This is a genomic window from Faecalicatena contorta (assembly GCF_021531995.1).
Lineage (GTDB): Bacteria > Bacillota > Clostridia > Lachnospirales > Lachnospiraceae > Dorea_A > Dorea_A contorta_A.
On record NZ_JAFBIZ010000170.1, the window covers coordinates 1 to 3,709 of the forward strand.

Below are 3,709 nucleotides of genomic sequence, written 5' to 3' on the forward strand. Positions count from 1 at the left end.
ATAAAAAGGCGCGCAGTATTTTTCTGTCAAAAGAAATAAAATGCTTTACAGGTTTATATTATATATAAAAAATCCAAAAGGAAAGAAATGTCGTCATGATACGTAATTGTTCAACATTTTTCGACAGAATTCGTCGTCTTTTCATAATATCTTAAGAATTTCAGAAAGTTGCTCTTAAAAAATGCCTGCTATTCTAGTATAGTAAAAGGGAGGTGATGAAAATGTCCACAATTTTAGTATGTGACGATGATAAAGAAATTGTAGAAGCGATAGAAATATATCTGACTCAGGAAGGATATCAGGTGATGAAGGCATATGACGGTGAAGAAGCTCTTCGGATACTGAAAGCGGAACAGGTTGACCTTCTGGTAATTGATGTGATGATGCCAAGACTGGATGGTATCCGTGCGACTCTGAAGATTCGGGAAAGGAATAATATGCCGATTATTATCCTGTCAGCAAAATCAGAGGATGCCGATAAGATTCTGGGGCTGAATGTCGGGGCGGATGATTATGTGACGAAGCCGTTTAACCCATTGGAACTTGTGGCCAGGGTAAAGTCGCAGTTAAGAAGGTATACGCAGCTTGGAAGCACTGTGAATCAGAAAGATGAGGCAGTGTATACTGTAGGAGGACTTTCCATCAATGACGATCTTAAGGAAGTGACGGTAGATGGAGAAAAAGTGAAACTGACTCCGATCGAATATAATATCCTGCTGTTACTGGTGAAGAATCAGGGGAAGGTGTTTTCGATCGATCAGATCTATGAGAGTATCTGGAATGAGGATGCTATCGGAGTAGACAATACGGTAGCGGTACATATCAGGCATATCCGTGAGAAGATTGAGATTAACCCGAAGGAACCAAGGTATCTGAAAGTAGTATGGGGAGTTGGATACAAGATAGAAAAGATATAGTGGAATTCAGAAGGGAGTATGTATGAAGCATCAGTGGTATAAGACTTCTTTTACAAAAGGTATTCTGATTGTTCTGGAACACGTTTTTCTGATTGCTGCAACAGTCAGTGTATTGTGGCTTGCCGTATATCCGACAGTAAGAAGTGAGATATTTGCAGGTAATGCTCCAGAGAAATATGAAGATACGACTAGCTTTAACGAACAGCTGCGCTCAACCAGTGATCTGATGATCAAGGGGATTCAGGTGAAGGATCGTTTTGAGACGGATGGGGTCTATGATCCGGAGCGGATTGTGGACATTCAGGAATATTATGAGACTTCCTCGATCAAAAGTGCTCAGGAATATTATGAGACCTCCGGGAATATGAATGAGGATATCAGTGGATTAGCCTATCGCCTGCAGGATCTGGATGACTGGGGGAAACTATGGCTTCAGAATGGAGAAAACAGTTCTTATGATACCGGCGCGGGCATGTTAGATCCAATTATCGTGTGCAAAAAATCGGATAATACATATCATTACTATTATTATAGTGAATTGAAAAAATTAATTGATGAAGGCAAACTTCGATTTGTAATTGCAAGTGATGAAGGCGGAATGTCTGAGGAAGATATACTGAATGAACTTCAGAATGGAAGTTTTATAAATGGAACAGAAACTCTTTTTAAAGGGCTTCAGGATGAAGAAGGAAAGGTCGCATATATTGATTGTTGGAGTTATGACGGCAATTGGCTGAAAGAAGAATACAAGACCATAGATGGCAAAACGGTGATGGATATTGCAAATGAGAATCCGATCTGGAATGGAAGGCTGAATGAGGCATATGATATACTAAGAGCTTCTATATATCAGATTGACGATGAATTGGGAATGTATCACGATCTTTTCAATTTTTATCAGGAAGGAGATACGAACTTCGCGTACTTATATATCGATATGGATACGGAGGAGATCTGTACCAATCGGAAGATATTTCAGGATTATGAAAAACTTGATCAAAGCCTGGATAGTATTCGAAAGATGGGAAAATATGCAATTATTGAACCAGAGTTGTCCGGATTTGAAACAAATCTGAAACGAATTGACGTAGAAGAGTGGAGAGATGAGGTAAAATATGCGGGAAATGAAGATAAGCATTTCATATATGCGATAGGTGTGGATACAACGTATCCGATTGAGGATTCATTTTACACAGAAGCACAGTTATATGACAAATATGGCTCCAGTGCCCGGATCGTGTTGATTCTTGCCCCGGTGTCCTTGATTCTGTTTCTTGTCATTCTGGTATGGCTTACGGTAGTCGCTGGCCGTAATGAAAAAGATGAAGAGTTACATTTGAACTGGTTTGACCGATGGTGGACAGAACTGGCAGGGGTGACGGTGATTGGATGTTGGGGTGTTCCAGTTGTGCTGATATGTATGAATCTGGACTACTTCAATGTGTATCTGGCAAATATGGCGGACAGTACCATGGGGTATCAGATGTATCAGCAGGATTATATTGCTAATGCAATTCCTTATATCATTGAAATAGGAATTCTTGCAGGATATACCTGCATGATGTTTTTGATTGGATATCTGAGTTTGATTCGAAGAATCAAAGCACATATTGTATGGAAAAACAGTATGTTAAGATGGTTGGGAAATTTCATTCGTATGATACTCAGTCATATCCATGAAGTATGGAAGGCCATTATGGTCTGCGGAATGATTTGGGTATTTTCGTTATGTCTCATTTATCAATTCTATGTAGGGAACAGCATCCAGTTTGCCGCGTTTTGGATTGTTCAGGGATTAGAACTTGTAGGAAGTATTTATCTGATTCGGCAGGCAATCGGACGCCAGAGAATCAGGACAGGAATTAACAAGATCGCAGAAGGGGAAGTTGATTATAAGATACCATTGGATGGACTTGGAGGAGAACAGAAGATCATTGCAGAGAGAGTAAATTCGATTGGAGAAGGGTTAGATGTCGCGCTTGAAAAGAATATAAAAAATGAGCGGCTGAAGACGGACCTGATTACCAATGTCTCTCATGATATCAAGACACCTCTTACTTCGATTATTAATTATGTGGAATTACTGAAACAGGAAAATTTTGAAGACCCGAAGATTCAGAGATATATAGAAGTGCTGGAACAAAAATCACAGCGGCTGAAAACACTGACGGAAGATGTAGTGGAAGCATCAAAAGTAAGCTCCGGCAATATAATTTTGGAATATATGAATATCAATCTGGTGGAAATGATTCAGCAGACCAGTGGAGAATTTGAAGAGAAATTTACTTCCAGAGATCTGCAGGAGGTACTTTCAGTACCGGATCAGGAAGTTATCATCCGCGCGGATGGACGCAGGTTGTGGAGAGTATTTTCCAACATTTACAATAATGCCGCGAAATATGCACTGAAAGGAACAAGAGTATACGCCACTCTTGAAACAAAAGAAGAACAGGCAATCTTCTGCTTGAAAAATATATCCGAACAGTCACTCAACATATCGGCAAACGAATTAACAGAACGATTTATCAGAGGCGATGTTTCCAGAAGCACCGAAGGAAGCGGATTGGGATTGTCCATTGCACAATCACTGACAGAAATGCAGGGGGGAAAATTCGAATTGTATTTAGATGGAGATTTGTTTAAGGTAACAATAACGTTTCCATTGCAGAAAAAATAAAAAAGGGACAGGGGATTTTCAATTTGGGACGGAGGATTTTTAAAAATCCTCCGTCCCAAATTGAAAATCCCCTGTCCCTACTTGCACTCGCATCCAAAAAACATTACAATAATAG

General features: G+C 39.7%; 2 protein-coding genes. Both read left to right on the top strand.

Annotated features, from left to right (window positions below; all coding sequences use genetic code 11):
- The first annotated feature begins 221 nt into the window (after window positions 1-221).
- Window positions 222-917, top strand: coding sequence for a response regulator transcription factor (locus JQM82_RS14635; RefSeq protein ID WP_235251137.1), 696 nt, complete (start codon window positions 222-224; stop codon window positions 915-917).
- A 22-nt stretch (window positions 918-939) separates the two neighbouring features.
- On the top strand, window positions 940-3,594 hold the full coding sequence (locus JQM82_RS14640; protein WP_235251138.1) for a sensor histidine kinase: 2,655 nt from the start codon (window positions 940-942) through the stop codon (window positions 3,592-3,594).
- Window positions 3,595-3,709 lie beyond the last annotated feature (115 nt).